This is a genomic window from Mesorhizobium sp. AR07, from assembly GCF_024746815.1.
Lineage (GTDB): Bacteria > Pseudomonadota > Alphaproteobacteria > Rhizobiales > Rhizobiaceae > Mesorhizobium.
Genome location: NZ_CP080525.1, coordinates 1,842,506 through 1,862,144, shown reverse-complemented (window position 1 = coordinate 1,862,144; position 19,639 = coordinate 1,842,506). Strand labels below are relative to the sequence as shown.

Below are 19,639 nucleotides of genomic sequence, written 5' to 3'. Positions count from 1 at the left end.
AACCTTGTCTCTATTTCGCCCCGAGACTCATCGCTTTCTTGCGGTCGGCCTCGGCGCGCTTGTGGTTGCCCTTGGCGTCCCACGCCCTGCTCCGCACTTTGTAGGCGGCGGCGAAATCCGGTTTGAGCTTTATCGTCTGGCTCAAATCGGCGATGGCTCCGTCATAATCCGCCTTGCTGATCCGAATCACGCCTCGGCCCAGATAGGCAAAGGCGTTCCTGCGATCGAGGCTGAGCGCCTTTTCGAAATCACGTAACGCTGCAACGTCCTCATGCCTGCCCATCAATATGAGGCCCCGATCGGCATAGACCCTTGCGTCCTTGGTATTGAGACCGATGGCTTTTCCGTAGTCAGCAAGCGCCCCGTCGTAATCTCTTTGGACACTCCGGTTCTGACCACGGTCGTAGTAGGTATCGGCAAAATTCGGATTGAGCGTGATTGCCTGGCTGTAATCGGCGACGGCATGAGCGTATTCGCCCTTGGATCCCCAGGCCATCGCTCGGGCCAGATAGGCGTCGTGGAATGCCGGAAAGAGCGCAATCGCATTGTCGTAAAGCGCTATGGCCCCGTCATAGTCGTCCCTCTCGTGCAGCGTCCAGCCCCTGCTGAACGCCTGCGCGGCTGGCGAAGCGCCACTTGGCTTGATCGCCTCCTCGCTAGCCTGGCCAGCGGTTTCGTCTGATGTTTTTGAGGCGTTCGCTTTCGCCGCCACTGCCAGCTTGCGGCCTTTGCGGGCGATGGCCAGCTTTGGATCGAGCTTGAGCGCCTGGTCGTAGTCGGCAAGGGCTCGATCGTAGTCGCCCTTGGCGAACCAGGCGCTGCCGCGCCCGAAATAGACAGGCGCATAGCCGGGCTCGATTTCGGCCGCGCGATTGTAGTCGGCGATGGCGCGATCCAATTGGTCCTTCTTGCTCCAGGCAATGGCGCGGCCGAGGTAAGCGTCGAAATAGGCCGGATAGAGCTCGATCACCTTGCCGTAGTCGTCGATGGCTCCATCATAGTCACCCTTCTCGGCGCGCGAAATTCCCCGCCCGACATAGGCGGCGGCCTTCCTTGGATCGAGCGCGATCGCGCGGCTGTACTCGGCAATGGCGCGATCGTATTTGCGGCTCCTGTAGAACGCATCGCCGCGATCCATGAAGGCCTTGAGGTTCTTCGGATCCGAGCCGACGGCACCAGGTGTGGCACCGCCTTTCTTTAACGCAGCCACCGCCGCCTTGCGGACAGCCGCGTAGTCCGGATTGTCCGGATTGAGCCTTATCGCCTGGTCGAAGTCGGCAATGGCGCCGCCGTAGTCTTTGCTGTCGGCCCGTTCTATGCCGCGCCCGTAATAGCTGGGGGCATCCTTCGGATCGATTTCGATCGCCGCCGAATAGGCTGTGATCGCTCTCCCGGTATCGCCCTTCACGTGCCAGGCCATGCCCATGCAGAAATATGCATCCAGCACGTTCGGATCGATCACGGCGGCCCTGCCGCAGTCGGCGAGAGCACCTTCGGCATCACCCAACGTGGCCTTGGCCATGCCCCGGCGAACAAGAGCCGAGACCAGATCCGGTACGAGCCGGATCACCTGGTCATAGTCGGCAATCGCCCGATCATAGGCTTGCTTGGCGGACCAGGCATTGCCGCGGCCAAAGTAGGCGAGGGGGCTGTCGGGGTCGAGCGCGATCGCCCTGCCATACGCACCAATTGCCTGGTCGTACTGGCTCGCATCCGACAGGCTGTCACCCTTCTGCACCGCGGCCAGAACGCGCGGGTCGGTCGCCTGAATGAGCTCCGCCATCTTGGCGGTGGAAAGCTTGCCGTCGGACTGGGTATTGTTGTCGGCGTGCTGCGGGGCCGCAGGTTCGGTGCCGACCGCGGCGGTGGCCGTGTCGCCCTTTCCCTTCGCCGCCACCGCTGCCTCGCGCTCCGTTCGGGCTCGGGCATTGTCCGGCTTGAGGCTCAGCGCCTTGTCGAAATCGGCAATGGCGCGGTCGTAATCCTTCCTGTCCGCCCAAACCTTGCCCCTGATCAGATACATTGCATAGTCGCCGGGCTCGATCTTGATCGCGCGGCTATAGTCGTCGATGGCCCGGTCGCGATCGCCTTTCCTCTGCCAGACGAGTCCGCGGCAAAAATAGGGGTCGATGGACTTCGGATCGAGCTGCATCGCCTGCTCGCAATCGGCAACGGCAAGTCGAAGCGGCGCTTCTCCAGCCACGTCAGCCCGCGGCGGACAAAAAGATTCGCCTCGGTCGGAGCGACCTGAATTGCCTTGTCGTAGTCGCCAATCGCGCGGTCGTAGTCTTTCTGCCTGAACCACACATCGGCGCGGCCGACATAGGCTTCCAGATTATGGGGGTCGATCTTGATGGCACGGTCGTACTGTGCGACCGCCTGTTTGTACTTGCGCTGTTTGGCCAGACTGTCGCCGTTCCTGACAGCGGCGGGCACTCGCGGATCGGTTGGTTCGACGGGTTCAACGGAAGGCGCGGGCTGCAGCTCGGCTTTCGCCGCCACCGCCGCCTTGCGGCTGACGAGATAGTCTGCGTTGTCCGGGTCGAGCTTGGTCGCCTGATTGAAGTCGGCAATGGCGCCATCGTAGTCTTTCCCGTCGGCCCGCGCCATGCCGCGCCCGTAGTAGCTGGCGGCATCCTTCGGATCGATCTCGATCGCCACTGAATAGCCGGCGACCGCGCGCGCGGCATCACCCTTCGCATGCCAGGCCATGCCTTTGCAGAAATATGCACCTGGTGCCATCGGATCGAGCACGGCGGCTCGGCCGCAATCAGCAAGCGCGCCCTCCGCATCACCTGACGTGACCTTGGCGAGGCCCCGGCGAAAATGAGCCGCGGCAAAATTGGGGGCGAGTTCGATGACCTTGTCATAGTCGGCGATCGCCTGCTCGTAGGCGCGTTTGGCAGCCCAAGCCCTGCCGCGGCCGAAATAGGCGAACCGGTTTCTCGGATCGAGCGAGATCGCCTGGTTGTAGGCGCCGATCGCCTGATCGTACTTGCCCATGTCCAGGAAGGCGTCGCCGCCAAGGATCGCTTCCAGAGCTCGCGGTTCGGTCGCCTCCATGGCCGTCGCGGCCAGCGTGTCTTGCGTGGCCGTTACATTCGGAACGACGGCTCGCGGCTTCGGCTGTTGTGTGTCTGGCAACGGTGCCGGTTTGCTCTCGTCGCTCGAAACCCGGTCGCTGCAGCTTGCCGCCCGCGTCGGATCGAGCGTTATGGCATGCCGGCAATCGGCCGCCGACCCGGCACTGTCTCCCTTGAGCATCCTGGCGCGGCTGCGGCCGAGATAGGCGTCGGCATTGTCCGGGTCGAGGCTGATGGACTTGTCGAAATCGACAAGCGCGCCGTCGACGCCATATTTTGCAAGCCGCGCCCCGGCGCGCTCGAGCAGGATCCTTGCGGTTGCGGGGTCCCTTGTCGCTTTCGTATCCGACCGCGCTTCTTCGCCGGGCGCGTGTTCAAGGCAGGTGCCGGCGCGCTTTGGGTCGAGTTCGATTGCGCGCCGACAGTCTGCGGCGGCAATGGCATAGTTTCCCAGGGATGCCTCGGCGAGTGCCCGGTCATAATAAGCTTCGGCGTTGTAGCTATCCCGCTCGATTGCCCGGCTGAATTCGCCGATGGCGCCGCTGACATCACCTCGCATCTGCAGGTCCAGCCCGCGCTGGATGCTCCAGGCCACGACGCTGGAATCATCCTGCTTCGGAATGGCGATGGGCTCCGCCGGCTTGGCCGCCTGAGGCGCAGCCGGGGCCTCGGCGACCGCCGCTTGCGTGCTGCACGCGCCGGCTTTTTTTGGATCGAGCTCGATGGCCTTTCGGCAATCGGCGGCCGCGCCGACGAGGTCTCCCTCGATCGTCTTGGCCAAGGCTCGATTGAAGTAAGCGCCGCTTTTCGGATCGAGGCTGATCGCCTTGTCATAGTCGGTGATTGCCCGGCCATGGTCCCTCTTGTCGGCCCACACCGTACCGCGGGCAAAATAGGCGTTGGCGAAACGTGGGTCGATTTCGATCGCCCGGTCGAAATCGGCAATGGCGCTATCGATGTCGCGTTTGGCCGCCAGGTTGATACCGCGGTTGAGGTGAGCCATGGCGTCCTTCGGATCGAGGCGGATCGCCTCGTCATATTCTGCCGTGCTCCTCTCCAGGTCGCCTTTTCGAGACCAGATCAAACCCAGGTTGTTGTGCGCATTGCCGTTTTTCGGATCGGCAATGATGGCCTGCTGGAAGTCGGCGATGGCCCGCGCATTGTCGCCCCGGTTCATCCAGACAAGGCCCCGATCGAGATAGGCCTCGCTGTTTTTCGGATCGAGGCTGAGTGCCGTGTTGTAGTCGGCCATGGCGCGCTCATCGTCGGCTTTTTGCGCCCAAGCATAGCCGCGAGCCGTGTAAGCCTTGGCGAATTTCGGATCGAGTGCGATCGCCTGGTTGAAATCAAGCATGGCGCGGTCGCTCTTGCCTGCGCGGAACATTGCCATGCCACGCTTTTAAAAGGCGTCAGCGAGACTCGGGTCGAGACTGATCGTCTTGTCGAAATCGGCAATGGCGTGCTTGTCATCACCCTTCTTGAACCATGCCGTTCCGCGATTGAGATAGCTTTTGGTATATTGCGGATTGAGGTTGATTGCCTGATCGAAGTCGATGATGGCGCGGTCGCTATCGCCCTTGTTGAACCACGTAGTGCCTCTGTTGTAGTAAGCCTCCGGCTCGTTCGGGTCGAGGCTGACTGCCTGGTCGTAGTCGGCGATTGCGCGGTCATAGTCGCGCTTGTCATCCCACGCGATGCCGCGCTTGAAATAGGCGATCATTCGGTTGTGGTAGAATTCCCCCTTGTCCTCCGCGATCGGCGTACAGGCCGCGATGCGCTTGTCCGGCTCGACGTCCTTGCCGACACAGCCGGCATAGTCCTTCTCTGCCGCGAGCGTCGGTGCGTTCAGAGCAAGGCAGACGGCAAGTGCAGCCGACAGCCGCCAACTGGGCGAAGCCTTCATCAGTATCAGTGTACGCAATCCAATCGCGGCGAGCGCCATCCCCGCACTTTTGCAGCTCGCCATATCGCTGGTCCTCCCCCGAAAACCCTGGTCCGCCTTGGCGGCAATCCATCTATTGTTCCTTATTTGTTCTAAAATGCAAGCATAAATTGCAATGCGATGGAATGATCTGCCAGCGAACGGCGAAGGCTGCGCCACGCTGATCCCTGTGGACATAGAAGCAGTTTAGTGCCGATCTGATCTTGTTGATTAACCGCACGGCAATGGTTGCGTGCAAAGGTCGCCTTGAGGGATCATTGGGATGCTTGCCTTGCTCATATCAAAAAATGAAACCTTTCCGCACGTCAACGACGACGGGATTTTGTCCGCGGCCCGAAAGCGCGAAATCCTGGTCGACTTGCGTGAGGGCTTCTTTCGCGCCTGTGCGCTCGCTTTCGCGGCGCTGTTTGTCTACCGCGGCATATATCAGCTTATGCTCGATCCGACCCGTCTCAATGTGGCGCTGGTGGCGACTTCCGAGATCCTTACCTTTACCTGGCTGCTTCTGTCGCGGCGGCCGCAGGTTCGCGACTGGAACCCGCTCACGGTGATTGTCTCCGTGATCGCCAGCTTCGGTGTCGGCTTCATCGCCCTCGAACCAGGCGTGGCCATTATCCCGATCTATGTCGCCGCGCCGCTGCAAGCCTTGGCATTGGGTTTCGTGATCTGGGGAAAGATATCGCTGGGGCGTTCGTTCGCCATTCTGCCAGGCAATCGCGGTGTGATGACCGGTGGTGCCTATCGCCTTGTGCGACACCCGATCTATGCCGGTTATCTGATCGGCCATGTCCTGTTCCTGCTGTCGGCCTTTTCCTTCTACAATCTCGCCGTCTACGCCGTCATTACGTTCTTCCAGGTGCATCGCATCCTGCGCGAAGAGGCGCTGCTTGCCGCCACGCCGGAATACCGGGACTATATGCAGCGCGTCCATTACAGGCTGTTCTACGGGATCGTCTGACGGGTCGACGCGGTGCGCGTCTACATGGATGCTCACGCCCTTAACCTTTAATGATCTTCGCATCTCGATCGAGCCCGCCTCTTCGCAAGCGGCGGGCTTTTTTCATGCTGGGCTCGAGGTACCCCGGGACATCCGAACCCGCCGGGTGCCGTAGCCGACATGTCGGATACCGGGTGGCCAGAATGAAGAAGCGCTGCGTGCTCGGCAGTTCCGCCGCACCGGGATTGGCAATACCGAACCCGCCGTGAGGCTTTGCCTGCACTCTCTTCCAGCCGGGTCGGAAGCCGCCATCCTGGGGCGGCTTTCTGTGCGAGTGCCCTGGCAGTTCACGTGCGTCCGGCATCGCTGCGCCGGGCGGAACGCTAATGCGTTGAAAGCGTTCACATCCCCAGCAACACGCGAATGGCGCGATGTTGAGCCGGCGCAGAAGCGCGTAAACAGGAGCGGGAAACCATGAGCCTAGGAACCATACTGATCATTATTCTTGTCATTGCGCTGCTTGGAGGCTTCAGCGGCTTCGGCGGTGGTCCGTTCTATGGCACCGGCTACTATGGTGGCGGCGGTCTCGGGCTCGTGCTGCTCATCATCATCGTGCTTGTCGTGCTCGGGCGCATTTAGCCGCACTGCTCGGTCGTCGCCGGGCGGTCGCAATTTCGTGACCGCGTCGGTGTCAGCGTGCACCGGATTGTGATGCGGCTTGTCTCGAAACTTTTGTAAGATGATCGCGGTCCACACCCCCCGTGGAAACAAGAGGGAGAGGGTCCCACCCTTCCTCCTCCTCCAAGGCCCGCTCCGGCTTCGCCGTAGCGGGCTTTTGCTTGCCGGTCTAGGGAACCGGTCTGTGTCGATACCGTTGAGTTGCGGGAGGCTGCCAATGCCCCTGACGCTCCGGACAACACTCTGCGAAATTCGCGGCGATCTCATGCCCTGTGGCGGATGGTGGCGGCTCGCGGTCATATCGAGACTATCCAGGGGATCGATGCACGGATTGGGGTGGCGGAAGCGGCCATCAAGGTCATTTGCCGCATCGATCGCGCTGCCTGAACAGAAAGAAGGATCGCGATGAACGTCAAGGTGATGACACGGCAGGACTGCGTCGCCCTGTTGAAGACGCAACGCCTTGGCCGTCTGGCCTGCGTGCGCGACCTCCGACCCTATGTGGTGCCGATCCATTTTGCCTTCGGCGACAACTCTATTTTCAGTTTCTCGCTTCCCGGCAGGAAGGTCGAGTGGATGCAGGCCAACCCCCAGGTCTGCCTTCAAGTCGATGATGTCGGTGGTTCACATGGCTGGAAGAGCGTCGTCGTGGAAGGCCTCTTCGAGGAATTACCCAAAGGGCCGCACTTGGACGATAGCGCTGCCGGCGTCGAAAGGATGACTGCTCCGATGGACGGTGACCGCAAATTTGCCTGGTCGCTTCTTGCCGCGCACGCGAACTGGTGGGAACCGGGAGCCCTGAAGCCTGGCGCTGCGCCAACGGTTTCGGGCAGCCATCTCTTCTATCAGATCAGGATCGAGGCGATATCCGGAAGGCAGGCATCGTGGTAGCGGTTTTTACGCCGCTCGCGGCACTCGTGAGGTAAATGTTGCCCGGGTGATTGACACGGTGGTGCCGTCGGTGTCGCTGATGACGTCCACCCTGGCCTCGAGCTGTTTCACCAGCGCCTCCACGATGGCTGTTCCAAGGCCGGTGGCCGGCATGTCGTTGGCGATCTTACCGACGCCATTGTCAGAAACCGTCAGTTTCCAGTCACTGCCCGCGGTCTCGTAGCTCACTTGGATGCGAGCGCTGGCCTTCTCCTTGGGGAAAGCATATTTGATGGCATTGAGAACGAGTTCGGTAACGATCAGTCCCAGGCTGACTGCCCTTTGCGAATCCATCCTCCCGCCTTCGGCCGTCACGGTGACCGTGATCGGCTGAGCTTCGCCGACCATCGACGAGGCAAGGCTGCTACACAGTTTTGGAAGGTAGGAGCCGACATCGATCTCGTCGATCCCGGCCGAGGTATGAAGATGGCGCTGCACTTCGGCCACGGACAGAACGCGCTGGTGGGCGTCCTTCAGATGCTGGCGCGTCTCTTCCGATGTGACCGAGCGTGCCTTCAACAACAGGATGCTGGCGATGATCTGCAGGCTGTTGGCGACCCGATGTTCCATCTCGCGCAGCAGGACGTCCTTCTGCAGAAGCAGATCCTCTGTGCGGCGCAGCAGCTCTTCCTTTTCCCGCTCGATGACACGGCGAGCCGTTATGTCGTTGAAGGCGAGAAGGATGGTGATGGCCGAACTGTGGTCGTAAAGCACCTTGCGGGCGTTGAGCAGCATGGTGCGGCGGCCGATCCGCGGGAAATCATGCTCGACCTCGAAGCCGTCCATGGCGGTCTTCTCGGGAATGATTGTTTCCAGCAACAGGCGAAGCGCGGGAATATCCCACTGTCCGTCGCCGAGCGCATAGAGCATCGAGCCCTGGGTCTGTTCGGGGTCGACTTCAAATGTCTTGTAAAAGGAGCGGCTGGCTGCCAGCACGCGAAACTGCTCGTCGAGGACGAGGAACGGCTCGGTGATCGTATTGACGATCGCCTGCGCCAGCGTCTGCGCGTCCTCGATATTCGCAATGGGTTGAAACATGGGCACAAAGCCAAATGAGCGGCGTTCTGCCACTCCAAGTGTGGACGTTACACATTTGCCCGACCGTTGTCGCGAATTGAATCCCCCGGGGCACGGTGATTTGATGTTTCACATCACCGCTGAAAAAGGCGGGCACTTGGCCCGCCTTCATCCAGCTGTTCGCTTTGGGTATGCGCCCGAATCGTGGTGCGTCAGTTCGCGCCGCCGAGCTGCTTGGTCATCTTGCAGAAATTGTCATGCGATTTGCCGATGACGTTGTCGCCGCAATCCTTCATCATCGAGGTGCGGTCTTCTTCCTTCATCGCCAGCCAGGCAGCCTTGAATTCCTTTTCGGTCCTCATGGTCTTCATGCCGGCATCGGTGAAGAACGGCGACATCTTCGCCGGGTCGTCGAGCGCCGAGGTGTGGGTAGCTGCGGCAAAGGCCGAGCCAGTCATCATCGCAAGCGCCATCGCGCCCATAGTGAGCATCTTGAAGTTCATCTGGATATTCCTCTCTGTGGAGGTCATTGAAATAAACGACCTGCAGACAAACGGGATCGAGGGAAAACAGTTCCGTGAGATGGATATATATTAAAACGACGTTTTATTTTACCGGCTCTGTGTGGAACGCCGCCAAGTCAACCGGAGGCGTGGCGCGGCCTAGATCTTGGCGCCGGTCGACTTACTCCATGTCCGGCACGTCGCCGCTGACGAACAGCGTCGTCGGCGGGCCGTAGTCGCCCAACATGGGATCGGCTTCCCGGCTCCAGGCGATGACGCCAACATGCTTTGCCGCCAGTGCCCTCGCTGTGCGTATGGCGCGGTCCTCGCTCTGCTGGTCGGCGGGGCCGAAGGCCGGAAACAGTTCGCCGTCCTCGCCGCGGTCGAACGCGACCACGACGATCAGTTTGGGACTTTTCTGGCCACTGGAATCGGACATCTTGCACCTTCTCCAGGGAACCTATCACACTAGCGGGAATTAGGTCGGCACGTTCGATTTCGGGAGGTGACGTGAGTGCAAGATCAGCGTTTCGATGAGCCGGTCAGGGTTGTGCTGGGCCGGTCGCGAAACTCGGTCTTCAATGTGGAGCGGGTGGCTCAAGCCGCCGACATTCTGATGAACCGTTGGCCGGTTGTGACAGGGCAAAGGCACATGGTCGCCCGCAAGGCCTGTCTGGCCGTGCTTGAGGGAAAGAAAGAGGCCTCGGTGGCACGAGCGACTTTCATCAACGCCGCCATCGAGGCGGACATCCTCGTTGAACCCCGTGAAGGACCGTTGCCTGTCCGGCCAAATTTGAATCAGGATTAGGCTCCATCCTCCTGATTCATCGTTATTTTCGGAGATTTGACTGCCCCCGTTCGGCTTGCCTCGGTATCCCGTTGACATTGTATTTTGCACCCGTATATTGAACAGGACTATACAGGTTCACTAGACAGGTACGCATATGAAACGGCGCGCGGTTCAACTGTCTCCTGGCACGGGCAAGCCCGAGCAGATCGCCACCGTTCTGGAGCATGAGATCCGTTCGGGCGTGCTTGGTTTCGGCGATCGCCTGCAAAGCGAGAACGAGCTGGTCCAGCGCTTTTCCGTCAGCCGCAACACGATCCGCAAGGGCCTTGAGGAACTGTCCAGCCGTGGGCTGATCACCACCAAGGTCGGCATCGGCTCGTTCGTCACCTTCGACGGCAAGCCGGTCGACGATGCGATCGGCTGGTCGCGGGCGCTGGCCGATGCGGGCGCCAATGCCGAGACGCGGACGCTGCGGCTTGAAGTGATCGAGGACGCGGATCTTGCCGCCTGGCTTGGCATTGAAAGCTCTTTCTTCATCGCTGTCGACCGGGTGCGCACCAACGCCAGCGATGGCCATGCGATCTCGATCGAGCGCAGCCGCCTGCCGCTGTCGCCGGAACTGGAAGATGTGCCGTTGCGCGGTCTACGCGAGGGATCGCTGCACCAGACGCTGCGCGGCGCCGGCCTTATTCCCGACCATGGCGAGGAATGGGTAGGCATCGAAATGCTCAACGCCGAGGATGCCGCCATCCTCGGCTGCCCACAAGGCACGCCATTCCTGCGCGGCCGCCGGCTGACGCGTGCCGCCGACGACCGGCCGATCGAATATGTCACCAGCCTGCTCAACCCCGCGCATTTCGCGCTGCATATGAGGTTTTGAGCGATGCCGGATGCAACCAGCAAAGCCATTGATCGAGCCATGGGCGCACTTGTCGGCGGGGCGATCGGCGATGCGCTCGGTATGCCGACGCAGCTCTTGTCGCCGGCACGCATCGCTGAGTTCTATGGCCATGTCGTTGATTTCGTCGCTCCCGTCGCCGACCACCCGGTGTCGAAGGGGCTCCTGGCCGGTACCATCACCGACGATACAGAACAGGCGCTGCTGCTTGGCCGCATCCTGGTTGAGTCAGGCGATCGGTTCGACCATGCGCGCTGGGTCAACGCGCTGCTGGACTGGGAGCGCGAGGTCAAGGCGCGCGGCAGTTACGATCTGCTGGGGCCGTCGACCAAGCGCGCCATAGATGCCATCAACAATGGCACGCCGGCGGAGGAGGCCGGGCGCAGCGGCGACACCAATGGGGCGGCCATGCGCATCGCGCCGGTCGGCATCATGATGCCGCTCGAGCCGCTCGACGCGCTGGTCGCCAAGGTGGCGGAGACTTGCCGCGCCACGCACAACACCTCGATCGCCATTGCTTCGGCCGCTGCCGTTGCCGCTGCCATCAGCCGCGGCGTCGCCGGCGGCGACTGGCGCGCCGCATCCGACAGCGCCATCGCGGCGGCGAGGCGAGGGGCGACACTTGGTCATTGGGTGACCGGCGGCGACATCGCCGCGCGCATCGTCTGGGCGCAAGATATCGTGCGCGGCAAGGCGATGAAGGCTGCGATCCGGCTGATCACCGACCTGGTCGGCACCGGCGTCGCCAGCCAGGAATCTGTCCCGGCGGCCTTCGCCGTGCTGGAGGTTGCCAGTGGCGATCCGTGGCAAGCGGCGGTCATCAGCGCCAATCTCGGCGGTGACACCGACACGATCGGCGCTATCGCCGCCGGCATGGCCGGAGCCTGCGTGGGCTTTTCCCGATTGCCGCAACAGCACATAGCCCGGCTTGTCGGCATCGACATCGAGCAAGTCCGCGAACTCGCCGCCGACCTTGTTGCGGCGCGGCTGGCAAAGGCCGGATCAGGCAAGGATGCCGCGGCATGAACGGGCGGCTCATCCATATCGGTAGTGCTGTGGTCGATTATGTCTACCGCATCGACTCCTTGCCAGCGCCCGGCATGGAGAAGACGGCGTCGAGCTTTGCCCAGGTCGCCGGCGGCGGCTTCAACATGATGGTCGCGGCCACACGCACCGGGATGAAAGTGGTGTTCGGCGGCCAGCTCGGCAGTGGACCCAATGGCGATTTTTTGCGCGCCGCTTTCGCCAACGAGGGCATCGAGACGCTGACGCTGCCTTCGCCCTTGATGGACAGCGGCAATTGCGTCGCCATGATCAGCGCCGATGCTGAACGCACCTTCGTCTCGTGGCCGGGTGCCGAAAGTGTGCTCAGCCTCGACATGATGGCGCCCGTGGCGGTCGCGCCGGGCGACTGGGTATTCGCCTCCGGCTATACGCTGAGCTATGTCAAGTGCCGCGATGCGCTCACCGAATGGATCGAGGCGCTGCCGGCCGAAACACCGTTCGCCTTCGATCCGACGCCGATCATTTCAGACATTCCCCGCCCCATCCTGTCGCGGGTGCTCGCCCGCACCACATGGCTGAGCTGCAACACGACAGAGGCGGCTGACATCGCGGGCCCTGGCGATGTCGGGGCTGTCGCGGTGCGGCTGCTGGCTGACCACTGCCCGAAGGCCGCGGGTGTCATCATCCGCGCTGGCGCCAAGGGCTGCCTCGTGCGGTTGGCCGATGGCACGGCCCAGATCATTCCGGGGTTCAAGGTCGCCGCCGTCGACACCAACGGCGCCGGCGACACGCATATCGGCGCCTTTGTCTGCGCGCTGGCGCGGGGCATCGCGCCCTTCGAGGCAGCGCGCTACGCCAATGCGGCGGCGGCCATTTCCGTCACCCGCCATGGCGGCTCGTCGGCGCCGACCGACCAGGAAATCCAGACATTCCTGAGCCATGCCGCCGACGGGTCCGGCGCGCAGGGCCGGACACATAAGGCCAATGCATAACTGCCAGAAAGCCTGAAAGCCCGGGAAGCGGGCAAACCCACAGAGAGGAACCAACCATGCGCATGCCTGACTTGACTGCTCTGCTGACGGCGACCGCCGTCTTCACCTCCGCACTCGCGTTCGCGGCCAAGGCCGACGAGGTGCATGTGCTCAACTGGAAGGGCTACGGCACCGACGAGCCGTGGGCCGTCGCGGCTTTCGAGAAGGCGACCGGCAACAAGGTCGTCAACGACTTCTTCAATTCCGAACAGGAAATGCTGACCAAGATCCGGACCAATCCCGGCCTCTACGACGTCGTCATGATCAATGCGGCCTTCAACGACCAGGCGATGGGCGGAAAGCTGATCCAGCCGATCGACGTCTCCAAACTGTCGAACTATGCCAATATCAGCCCGGACAAGTCGGGTTCGCCGATGCTCGACCATGACGGCAAGGTTTATGGCGTGCCGTGGGTGTGGGGCCTGACGGCGCTCGCCATCAACGAGAAATCCTTCGACAAGCCGCCGACGAGCATCGCCGAGATGTGGAATCCCGCCCACAAGGGCCGCGTTGTCATACGTGACGACGCCGTCGAGGCGGTCCAGTTCGGCGCCATCGCGACTGGCCAGAACATCAACGACATCAAGGACATGGACGCGGTCAAGGCAAAGCTCACCTCGCTGATGCCGCAGATCAAGACCTTCTGGAGTTCGGAGAACGACTGGAACCAGATGGTCGCCTCCAACCAGATCGACATCGGCACCTATTGGAGCGGCTCGGCCGATCGCGCCAAGACCCACTTCAAGCTGCCGGTCTCGCTGGTCGTGCCGAAGGAAGGCGCCGTTGCCTGGCTCGATGCCTTTTCCATTCCGGTCGGCGCCAAGAATGTGGCGGGGGCCGAGGCCTTCATCAACTACATGATCGACCCGAAATTCTACGTCGAATGGGTCACCAAGGTTGGTGCTCCGGTGTCGGCCAACACCAAGGCGGTGGAGGCGCTTCCGGAGGATGCCTTCAACCGCAAGGTGATGGGCGACCCCGAAGTCGCCAAGCGCATCCAGTTCCAGGCGCCGATCACCGATGCCCAGCGCGAAGCCTATCTGGCGCTGTGGCAACAGCTCAAGGTCGACGTGAAGTAGAGTTCACGTCCGGACCAGCCGGCGCTCGCGCCGGCTGGTCTTCCAATCCTGGGGAGGAGAGCATCATGGCAGCTGCGACTGCATCGCGAAGCGGGCTGAGATCTGCGTTGCCACTGCTGGCGCCTGCCTATCTCTGGCTGACGGTTGCGATCTTCCTGCCGCTGTCGGCCATGGTCTTCTTCTCGTTCATGACCGAGTTGCCGCTGTCGGGCAAGCCGTGGGCGTTCACGCTCGGCAACTACGCCGCCTTCTTCTCGCAAAGCCTCTATCTGACGCTGCTGCTGGCGTCGCTCCGGCTCGGCCTCGAGGTGACGCTGTGGTGCATCGTCATCGGTTATCCCGCGGCTTACGTGCTCGCCAAGGTGCTGAAGGGACGCAGCCGCGAGGCGATCTTCCTGCTGGTCATCCTGCCGTTCTGGTCGAACGGGCTGGTGCGCATCTTTTCCTGGGCGATGGTGCTGCGCGAGGGCGGCATCCTCGACACGGCGCTGAATGCCATCCTGCCGTTGAAGATCAACATCGACCTGATGTATTCCTATCCGGCCGTGATCATCGGGCTGGTGCACTCCTACGTGCCCTACATGGTGCTGACCTGTTATCTTACGCTTCAGGCCATCGACGATTCGCTGATCGAGGCCGGGCGATCTCTTGGTGCCTCGCGGCTGCAGGTGCTGAAGCGGGTGATCATCCCGCTGTCGTTGCCGGGACTGGTGGCGGGCGCGGCGCTCATCTTCGTACCGGTCGTCGGCTCCTTCATGGAGCCGCGCATCCTCGGCGGCCGCACCGGAACCTTCTACGGCACGGTCATCGAGGACCAGTTCGTCGCCGTGTTCAACTGGCCGCTCGGTGCGGCTCTCTCCTTCATCCTGCTGGCCGTGGTGCTGGTCATTCTGGCGATTGCCTCGCCGGTGCTGCGGAGGGCCGCCTGATGGCGACGACGCGCATCCTCGAATGGCTCGGCCGTCTCTATATCTGGCTGCTGCTCGCCTTCCTCTATCTGCCCATCATCATCATGGCGCTGATGTCGTTCAACGTCTCACCCTTCTACCAACTGCCGTTCGAATGGACGATCGAGTGGTACGCCTCGCTGTGGCAGAACGACCAGCTCATTGCCGCCACTTGGAACAGTGTCGAGATCGCCGTCATCACAACCATCATCTGTGTAGTGCTCGGCTCGGCGGCGTCGCTGGCGCTTTATCGCTATGAATTTCGCGGCAAGAAATTTCTGCAGGCGCTTTTGTTTCCGCCGATTGCCATTCCGTGGCTGATCACCGGCACGGCGATGCTGATCTTCTTCTTCGGCGTCGGCATCGGCCGCGGCCTGCATGCGATCGTGCTCGGCCATGTCGCGCTGGCGCTGCCCTATGTCATCGTCGTCGTCTCAGCGCGGCTGCAGACCTTCGCGCCGGAGTTGGAAGAAGCGGCGCGCTCGCTCGGCGCCAACCAGTGGCAGGTGACAAGGCGCGTCACGCTGCCGTGGATCATGCCTGGCGTCATTGCCGGCGGCCTATTCGCCTTCGCGGTGTCATTCGACCAGTTCGTGGTGTCCTATTTCCTGGCGACGCCGGGGCAGACGACGCTGCCGGTCGAAATCTACGCCGCGATCCGCAAAGGGTTCACGCCCGAGATCAATGCGGTCTCGACGATCATCATTGTCGTGTCGATGGCGCTGATGCTGCTCACGGCGCGCTTCTTCAAATTCGGCGGAGAGAAATAATGGCCGGCGTGCAGGTATCGAACGTCTCGCGCAGCTTTGGCGCGCACAAGGCGCTGGACGATGTCTCCATCGATTTCGCCGATGGCGGCTTTTATGCGTTGCTCGGGCCGTCGGGCAGCGGCAAGACCACGCTGCTGCGCCAGATCGCCGGCTTCGACTTTCCCGACAGAGGCCGCATCGCCATCGGCGGCGAGAGCGTCGAGCGGGTGCCGGTGGAAAAGCGGCGCATCGGCATGGTGTTCCAGAACTACGCGCTGTTTCCCAATATGAGCGTCGCCGACAATGTCGCCTTCGGCCTGTCGGTGCGCGGCGAGGCCAAGCCGGTGATTGCCGCCGAAGTGCAGCGCGCCCTTGACCTTGTACAACTCGGCAAGCTCGGTGGCCGTCGCCCGCATCAGCTCTCCGGCGGCCAGCGCCAGCGTGTGGCGCTGGCGCGTGCCATCGTCACCAAGCCGCGCGTGCTATTGCTTGACGAGCCGCTCGGTGCGCTCGATAAGGCGCTGCGCGTCGACATGCAGATCGAGCTCAAGCGAATCCAGCGTGAGATCGGCATCACCACCATCTTCGTCACCCACGACCAGGAAGAGGCGCTGACGATGAGCGACCGCATCGGCATATTGCGCGACGGCAGGCTGGTGCAGGAGGGACCGCCGGAGGAGATCTACGACCGGCCGAAGAGTGAATTCGCCGCCACTTTCCTCGGTGATGCCAACATCTTTCGCGGCGACACGACGGGCAACGGCATCCGCCTGCCGGACGGCACGGCGATTGCCGCGGGCGCGGGTGCCAAGCTTGCCGCCGGTGCCAAGGCCAGCTGCGCCGTACGCCCCGAACGCATCCGCATCGCCACCGATGCCGCGGCCTCGGATGCTGTGAATGCGAACATGCTGCGGGGGCAAGTGTCGAAACGCATCTTCGCCGGTAACAACAGCACGTACTTCGTCGAACGTGCCGGCCAGACGCTGAAGGTCATCGTGCAGAACACCGGCATCGAGCGGCTGGCCGAGGGGCAGGAGGTGGTGTTGCGCTGGTCGCCGGAAAGTACGGTGCTGATCGCGGCGAGCTAGGCGGGGCCATCGCCGGATGGGGAGGTTGGCGGTCCTTCGCGCCCCCTCTGTCCTGCCGGACATTCTCCCCCTCAGGTGGGGAGATCAGCGGTTTCAGCGTCGCTGCTCTTTCTTCAACACCGGAAATTTGCGAAAGCAGTGATGACAGCCAATCTCCCCCGTGGAGGGGGAGATGCCCAGCAGGGCAGAGGGGGGCGCTGTCCCGCCATAGCGTCGAGTAAGGGCCACATCGATGAAGCTCGAATTGACGGCCCAGGACCAGTCCATACTCGACGGCGAGCAAGGTTCATCCGCGGCCGCCGCGATGAAAATCCTGGTCGCCTTCTCCAACGCGGTCGGGGCGGAGAGCCTGCTCGACATTGCCGGCGCCCATATCGATGGTTGCCTCTATCACGGCAAGGCCGGGCTCGATTTCGTCGAGCGGCTGGTCGAGGGCGGCGGCTGCGTCCAGGTGCCGACGACATTGAATGTCGGCTCGTTCGACCTCATCCACCCCGGCATGGTGAAGATACCGGCGGCGGAGGAAGTGCCGGCGAGGCGGCTGATGAAGGCGCATCTGGAACTTGGCTGTCAGGCGACGTTCACCTGTGCACCCTATCAGACGCGGTTTCGGCCAAGCTTCGGCCAGCAGATCGCCTGGGGTGAATCCAACGCCATCGTGTTTGCCAATTCGGTGATCGGTGCGCGCACCAACCGCTATGGCGATTTCATCGATCTGTGCTGCGCCATGACTGGGCGCGCGCCGGCCTGGGGCCTGCATCTGAGCGAGAACCGGCGCGGCCGGATCCTGTTCGAGCTGACCATTCCTGATTCGGAACCGAGCGACAGCCTGTTCGTCGGCGTTGGGCTGATCATCGGGCAAGCGAGCGGCGACCGGGTTCCGGTAATTGCGGGCCTGCCGCGGCCGCGGGACGAGGACCAGTTGAAGGCGCTGGGCGCCGCCGCGGCAACGACCGGCGCGGTGGCGCTGTTCCATGCCGTCGGCGTCACGCCGGAGGCAAGAACGCTTAACGAGGCGTTCCAGGGCCATGCGCCGGAGGAGCCAATCCGCATCACCGGCAGCGACATCGATCATGCGCTGGCCAGGCTGTCGAGTGTGCCCGACGGCGCGCCGCTAGCGGCCGTGTCGCTTGGCACGCCACACTTTTCCCATGAGGAATGGATGCGGCTGTTGCCGCTGCTGCGCGAGGTCGCGCCGGGCAGGGGCATCCCGATCTACGTCAACACCGGCCGCGTGACGCTGACGCGGCTGCAGGAGGAGGGCGCGCTGGCCGGCATGGAGGCATTCGGCCTGATCCCGGTCGCCGATACCTGTACTTATGTCACCTCGATCATGGAGCGGCTCGACGGCGTGGTGATGACCAATTCCGGCAAATGGGCGCACTATGCGCCGGGCAATATCGGCGTGTCCGTTGCCTTCGCCGACATGAAGGACTGCATCCGCTCCGCTGCGGTCGGCCATGTCGTGCGGAGTGCGTCATGACGCGGCCGGTGGAAACGAGGGCCGTCGAGCGGTCCGGCACCTTCCAGTTGGCTGGCGAGGCCGAGGGCCAGGCGCTGGTGTTTTCGCAGCCGCTCAGCTTCTGGGGCGGCATCGACGCCGAGACCGGCGCCATAACGGACCATTCGCATCCTGGTCTCGGCCAAACTGTCGCAGGCAAGATCCTGGTCATGCCGAGCGGGCGCGGCTCGTCATCCTCATCCTCGGTTCTGGCCGAAGCGATCCGCCGGGGTACGGCACCAGCCGGCATTCTTTTGGAGCGGCCGGACCCGATCCTGGCGGTGGGCGCCATCGTCGCCGAATTTCTTTACGATATCCGCATGCCGCTGGTGGTCTGCGACATCGGCGATATCGCTTCTGGTGACAGTATCGCAATCGGCATTGGGGCGGATGGCCGGGCGACCATCAGCATTGGGAGACTCCCAGGCTGAGTGGACTGAAAGTGCGGCCCGTCTTCACGTCGCCACTTCGACGACGGCGCGGGGTAGTTGGATGGAGCGCAAACACCGACCCGCGCCGCGCATGTCTTTCCTTCCCAAATCGCATTTCTTTCAGACAGACCGCGCTCGAACAAAACGTGCCGGCTCGGCGGGAAACATTGGCACGATATTCTAAAGCGCGTCGCATTGAAACGGATTCAGGCGACGCGCTTTAAGTCTTTGTTTTTATGCATGTCGTTGCCCCAAAACCGGGGCCACTTTTGGGCGACATGCATTAAGCCGCGCGGTTGACCGTGAGCGGGCCTTTCAGTTTATAATTCTACTAAATTCATAGACTAACTGCATACGCTCAAAGCGCTCGCACCTTGGCCTGTGGAACCGGTTGAAAAGGGAGTGCATCGATGCCAAAGACAGAGTCCAATCCGATCGACCTTGGCACCAGTGCTGCCGATTTCCTGCTGCCGGACGCGCAAGGTGTGTTGCACCGGCTTGCCGATTTCGATGCCAAGCCGGTTCTGCTTGTCGCCTTCATTTCCAACCGCTGCCCATTCGTCGTGCTGATCCGCGAGCAGCTTGCTGCCTTCGCCAGGGACTATGCCACCAAGGGGCTTCAGATCGTGGCGATCAACGCCAACGACCATGAGGCGCACCCAGAGGAGACGCTGGCTCGCATTGGCGAGGAGGCCGAAAAATTCGGCTATTCCTTCCCCTATCTCAAAGACGCGTCGCAGCAGACGGCCAAAGCCTATGGCGCGGCCTGCACGCCCGACTTCTTCCTGTTCGGCGCCGACCGGCGGCTCGCCTATCACGGCCAGTTCGACGACGCGCGGCCAGGCAACGGCAAGCCGGTGACGGGTGCTGATCTGCGCGCGGCGGTCGACACCGTGCTGGAGGGCGGCAGACCCGCCACCCAGCAGGTGCCGTCGATCGGCTGCAACATCAAGTGGAGCGCAGGCAACGAGCCGGTGTGGCTCTCCAGCGCTGCCCGCGCCGCATAGCACCGTCTCCTGCCGCGAACTCA

The 19,639-nt window shown here is 62.5% G+C and carries 20 protein-coding genes; 14 read left to right on the top strand and 6 right to left on the bottom strand.

Features of this window, described 5'->3' with window-relative positions:
• Window positions 1–10 precede the first annotated feature (10 nt).
• The 3 genes from BPNPMPFG_RS09415 to BPNPMPFG_RS09405 are packed head-to-tail and all read right to left on the bottom strand — an operon-like array spanning window position 11 to window position 5,049.
• Window positions 11–2,044, bottom strand: coding sequence for a tetratricopeptide repeat protein (locus BPNPMPFG_RS09415; protein WP_258596687.1), 2,034 nt, complete (start codon window positions 2,042–2,044; stop codon window positions 11–13).
• Window positions 2,014–4,473 (bottom strand): tetratricopeptide repeat protein, encoded by a 2,460-nt coding sequence (locus BPNPMPFG_RS09410; protein ID WP_258594934.1) that lies wholly within the window; start codon window positions 4,471–4,473, stop codon window positions 2,014–2,016. Before BPNPMPFG_RS09410 ends, BPNPMPFG_RS09415 begins: the two co-directional genes overlap by 31 nt.
• Before the next feature lie 9 nt (window positions 4,474–4,482).
• The gene (locus tag BPNPMPFG_RS09405) at window positions 4,483–5,049 is read right to left on the bottom strand and encodes a tetratricopeptide repeat protein (protein ID WP_258594933.1); all 567 of its coding nucleotides are present in this window, start codon (window positions 5,047–5,049) and stop codon (window positions 4,483–4,485) included.
• Window positions 5,050–5,287: 238 nt separating this feature from the next.
• Here BPNPMPFG_RS09405 and BPNPMPFG_RS09400 point away from each other — a divergent pair, with 238 nt between their 5' ends.
• The 3 genes from BPNPMPFG_RS09400 (at window position 5,288) to BPNPMPFG_RS09390 (ending at window position 7,531) form a co-directional block, all read left to right on the top strand.
• A complete protein-coding gene (locus BPNPMPFG_RS09400; protein WP_258594931.1) occupies window positions 5,288–5,983 on the top strand; it encodes a methyltransferase family protein in 696 nt (231 codons plus the stop codon).
• Window positions 5,984–6,436: 453 nt separating this feature from the next.
• Complete coding sequence (locus BPNPMPFG_RS09395; RefSeq protein WP_258594929.1) at window positions 6,437–6,601, top strand: DUF3309 family protein; 165 nt, start codon at window positions 6,437–6,439, stop codon at window positions 6,599–6,601.
• A gap of 444 nt (window positions 6,602–7,045) precedes the next feature.
• A complete protein-coding gene (locus BPNPMPFG_RS09390) occupies window positions 7,046–7,531 on the top strand; it encodes a pyridoxamine 5'-phosphate oxidase family protein (protein ID WP_258594928.1) in 486 nt (161 codons plus the stop codon).
• Window positions 7,532–7,537: 6 nt separating this feature from the next.
• On the opposite strand, the gene BPNPMPFG_RS09385 is transcribed toward BPNPMPFG_RS09390, so the two are convergent.
• From BPNPMPFG_RS09385 to BPNPMPFG_RS09375, 3 genes are all read right to left on the bottom strand, one after another.
• Window positions 7,538–8,608 (bottom strand): sensor histidine kinase, encoded by a 1,071-nt coding sequence (locus tag BPNPMPFG_RS09385; protein ID WP_258594927.1) that lies wholly within the window; start codon window positions 8,606–8,608, stop codon window positions 7,538–7,540.
• 191 nt (window positions 8,609–8,799) lie between these two features.
• Window positions 8,800–9,090, bottom strand: coding sequence for a hypothetical protein (locus BPNPMPFG_RS09380; protein ID WP_258594925.1), 291 nt, complete (start codon window positions 9,088–9,090; stop codon window positions 8,800–8,802).
• Between the two features lie 181 nt (window positions 9,091–9,271).
• A complete protein-coding gene (locus BPNPMPFG_RS09375; RefSeq protein WP_258594923.1) occupies window positions 9,272–9,529 on the bottom strand; it encodes a hypothetical protein in 258 nt (85 codons plus the stop codon).
• A gap of 75 nt (window positions 9,530–9,604) precedes the next feature.
• On the opposite strand from BPNPMPFG_RS09375, the gene BPNPMPFG_RS09370 reads away from it, so the two are divergent.
• The 11 genes from BPNPMPFG_RS09370 (at window position 9,605) to BPNPMPFG_RS09320 (ending at window position 19,616) form a co-directional block, all read left to right on the top strand.
• The gene (locus tag BPNPMPFG_RS09370; protein WP_258594921.1) at window positions 9,605–9,898 is read left to right on the top strand and encodes a DUF982 domain-containing protein; all 294 of its coding nucleotides are present in this window, start codon (window positions 9,605–9,607) and stop codon (window positions 9,896–9,898) included.
• Window positions 9,899–10,034: 136 nt separating this feature from the next.
• Window positions 10,035–10,760 (top strand): GntR family transcriptional regulator, encoded by a 726-nt coding sequence (locus BPNPMPFG_RS09365; protein WP_258594920.1) that lies wholly within the window; start codon window positions 10,035–10,037, stop codon window positions 10,758–10,760.
• 3 nt (window positions 10,761–10,763) lie between these two features.
• A complete protein-coding gene (locus BPNPMPFG_RS09360; protein ID WP_258594919.1) occupies window positions 10,764–11,804 on the top strand; it encodes an ADP-ribosylglycohydrolase family protein in 1,041 nt (346 codons plus the stop codon).
• Window positions 11,801–12,775 carry a PfkB family carbohydrate kinase gene (locus BPNPMPFG_RS09355; RefSeq protein WP_258594918.1) on the top strand — a complete coding sequence of 325 codons (975 nt, stop codon included), beginning with the start codon at window positions 11,801–11,803 and terminating at the stop codon, window positions 12,773–12,775. Before BPNPMPFG_RS09360 ends, BPNPMPFG_RS09355 begins: the two co-directional genes overlap by 4 nt.
• A gap of 56 nt (window positions 12,776–12,831) precedes the next feature.
• Complete coding sequence (locus tag BPNPMPFG_RS09350; RefSeq protein ID WP_258594916.1) at window positions 12,832–13,893, top strand: ABC transporter substrate-binding protein; 1,062 nt, start codon at window positions 12,832–12,834, stop codon at window positions 13,891–13,893.
• A 65-nt stretch (window positions 13,894–13,958) separates the two neighbouring features.
• A complete protein-coding gene (locus BPNPMPFG_RS09345; protein WP_258594914.1) occupies window positions 13,959–14,822 on the top strand; it encodes an ABC transporter permease in 864 nt (287 codons plus the stop codon).
• Window positions 14,822–15,610, top strand: a complete 789-nt coding sequence (locus BPNPMPFG_RS09340) for an ABC transporter permease (protein WP_258594912.1) — start codon at window positions 14,822–14,824, stop codon at window positions 15,608–15,610. The genes BPNPMPFG_RS09345 and BPNPMPFG_RS09340 overlap by 1 nt, the downstream gene beginning before the upstream one ends.
• Complete coding sequence (locus BPNPMPFG_RS09335; protein WP_258594910.1) at window positions 15,610–16,677, top strand: ABC transporter ATP-binding protein; 1,068 nt, start codon at window positions 15,610–15,612, stop codon at window positions 16,675–16,677. Before BPNPMPFG_RS09340 ends, BPNPMPFG_RS09335 begins: the two co-directional genes overlap by 1 nt.
• A gap of 232 nt (window positions 16,678–16,909) precedes the next feature.
• Complete coding sequence (locus BPNPMPFG_RS09330; RefSeq protein ID WP_258594908.1) at window positions 16,910–18,160, top strand: aconitase X; 1,251 nt, start codon at window positions 16,910–16,912, stop codon at window positions 18,158–18,160.
• A complete protein-coding gene (locus BPNPMPFG_RS09325) occupies window positions 18,157–18,609 on the top strand; it encodes an aconitase X swivel domain-containing protein (protein ID WP_258594906.1) in 453 nt (150 codons plus the stop codon). Before BPNPMPFG_RS09330 ends, BPNPMPFG_RS09325 begins: the two co-directional genes overlap by 4 nt.
• A gap of 410 nt (window positions 18,610–19,019) precedes the next feature.
• Entirely contained in the window at window positions 19,020–19,616 is a 597-nt protein-coding gene (locus tag BPNPMPFG_RS09320; protein WP_258594904.1) for a thioredoxin family protein, read from the top strand.
• Window positions 19,617–19,639: the final 23 nt, after the last annotated feature.